The sequence below is a fragment of the Streptomyces calidiresistens genome (genome assembly GCF_014141525.1).
GTDB classification, from domain to species: Bacteria; Actinomycetota; Actinomycetes; order Streptomycetales; family Streptomycetaceae; genus Streptomyces; species Streptomyces calidiresistens.
On the sequence record NZ_VKHS01000775.1, the window covers coordinates 1 to 2,511 of the forward strand.

General features: G+C 73.6%; 2 protein-coding genes and 1 pseudogene. 2 read left to right on the forward strand and 1 reads right to left on the reverse strand.

Annotated elements, in window-relative coordinates:
- Together FOE67_RS22600 and FOE67_RS30505 are read left to right on the forward strand one after the other, a co-directional pair.
- Positions 1–586 (forward strand): annotated as a pseudogene (locus FOE67_RS22600) (isochorismatase family protein); the annotation flags it as partial.
- 117 nt (positions 587–703) lie between these two features.
- Positions 704–862 (forward strand): phosphopantetheine-binding protein, encoded by a 159-nt coding sequence (locus FOE67_RS30505; RefSeq protein ID WP_323385315.1) that lies wholly within the window; start codon positions 704–706, stop codon positions 860–862.
- Between the two features lie 54 nt (positions 863–916).
- Here the strand turns inward: FOE67_RS30505 and FOE67_RS22605 are convergent.
- The coding region (locus tag FOE67_RS22605) for an ABC transporter substrate-binding protein (protein WP_228474180.1) at positions 917–2,511 on the reverse strand (1,595 nt) is incomplete at its 5' end.

Sequence of the window (2,511 nt, forward strand, 5' to 3'; positions counted from 1 at the left end):
GCCCGGCCCCGACGCCCTGCCCGCCAACCGCGTGGAGTGGACCCCCGACCCCCGGCGGGCCGTGCTGCTCGTCCACGACCTGCAGAACCACTTCCTGTCCGCCTTCACCACCGACGCCCCGCCGATCCCGGAGATGCTCCGCCACATCGGCCGCCTGCGCGCGGTCTGCGCCGAGGCGGGCATCCCCGTCCTCTACACCGCCCAGCCCGGCGGCCAGACCCCCGAACAGCGCGGCCTGCAACAGGACTTCTGGGGCCCCGGCATCCCCGACGACCCGCGTGCCGCCGCCATCGCGGACGCGGTGGCCCCCGGCCCGGAGGACACCGTGGTGACCAAGTGGAAGTACGGTGCCTTCACCCGCACCGACCTCGACGCCCGCCTGCGCGAGCTGGGCCGTGACGAACTGATCGTCACCGGCGTCTACGCCCACATCGGCGTGCAGGTCACCGCCTGCGAGGCGTGGATGCGCGACCTGCGGGCCTTCGTCGTCGCCGACGCGGTCGCCGACTTCTCCGAGGCCGAACACCTGGGCGCCCTGGCCTGGGCCGCCGGGCGCTGTGCCGTGGTCACCGACACCGAGAGCCTGGTGCGCGCCCTGGGCGGGGGCCCGGGGGAGGGGAACGCCGTCCCGTCCCTCCCCGTCGTCGAGCGGCTGCGCGCCGACGTCGCAGACCTTCTCGGCGAGGACCCCGCCGACCTGCCCGTGGACGAGGACCTCGCCGACCACGGCCTGGACTCCATCCGGCTGATGAGTCTGCTGGAGCGCTGGCGCGCCGAGTACGGCGTGGACCTCGCCTTCCCCGACCTCGCAGAGGAGCCGATCCTCCGGCGCTGGGCCGAACTCCTGGCGCCCCGACCCTGAGGTTTCCGCCGTCCCGGGTGCGGAACGGGCACCCCGTCCCGCACCCGGGGCCGCTCACAACTCCGGAGTGGTGTACGGCCGACGCGCCGGCGCGTCGCCCCCCTCGGGGGCGGGCACCTCGATCACCGGGATCGGTTTGTCGCCCGGGTCCCCCGCCCGCGAGGTGGTGAACGACAAGGTGCCCCCGGCGGCCCGCACGGCGTTCGCCGTGTTCAGTTTGAACAGCTCCGAGCGAACCTCCGAAGGATCGGGCAAACGGTCCGGACCCGCCGCGTTCCTCACCCGGATCGCCTCCACCGCGACCATCACCGCATCGTGATGAGCCAGCGCGTAGCCGTCCGGCAGCGCGGCCGTCACGTCACCACCCTCCGGCAGCACCTCCGCCAGGGCGTCCCGGAAACCGGCGAACCCCTCCGGGGTCCACTCCGCGCCCGGATCGGCATCCCGGTCCGCCGACCAGCGCGGATCACTGGCCGAGGCGTGCACCACGGTCAATTGCGCCCGTCGCAGCTCCGCCTCCCGTTCGGCGGGCACCACCGGTCCCGTCTCCACGAACAGCACCGACAGCGACTCGTCCGCACAGGTACGGCGCACCAGCGCGTCCAGGAAGCCCTCCAGATCCCCCGTCCGCCCGGAGAACAGCACCGTGTCCACACGGCTCTGGCAGATGTTGCGCACGATGGGGTCGAAGAGCGCCACCGAGGCGTCGGAGGTCACCCGGGTACCGGTGAACGGCTGCTCCGGGCGCCCCGCCAGCTCCTCGGCGAACCGGCGACGCATGGCGGCGGTCAACGTGGAGACGTGCAGGTCCGGCTCGTTCACGTCGTACACCAGCATCGCCGTGCGCGGCGGGGCCTCCCCGCCGTCGCCCTCGTTGCGCAGGTGCTCGGCCAGCGCCGCGACGAAATCCGTATTGCTCGGCGTCACCCGCACCAACCCCGGGACACGGTCGTGGCGCAGCCCGTCCCCACTGGCCACCGAGGCCACCATCGGGATCCCCGCCTCCGACAACTCCATCGCCGCGCGCTCGGTGTCCTCGGTGCTCACGGCCCAGCCCACCACCGCCACCAGGCGCTCCTCGCCCCGGGCCATCTCCTTCAACCGCCGCACCGCCGTTTCCCACCGGTCCTGCCTCGCCCCGGCGTTCGCCAGCGCCAGTCGGATGAGAGGCGTGGGGTCGCCCATGTCCCGGCTGTGATTGGCACGCATCCGGGCCGCGTGGGCGCCCTGGAGGGAACGCAGGACCCGCTCCGGTGACAGGGGGCCGTCCTCGTCCGGGGTGAGGGTGGAGATCAACCCGATCGTCACGTGCCGGCCACCGGCCGCCACCACCCGGTCGTTCTCCTCCCGGATGGCGTCCTGGACGGCACGGAAATCCTCGTGCCATTCCTCGGCCCCGGAGGGCAGGAGGGCGGGGCTGCCGTAGGTCACCCCCACGCACTCACCGCCCTCCCGCACCAGTCCGGAGCCCGGACCGCCGCAGGCCACCCTCGGTGGCACCCACACCAGTGCCGCGATGATCAGGGCTGCCACCGAGATGATCGCCGGCGGCACCAGGCGACGCAACCACCGGGATGTCCGCCGGGGCGGTGGGACGAACTCACCGGGGGGTCCGCCGATCCCCCCGCCGAATCCACCCGGTTCCCCGC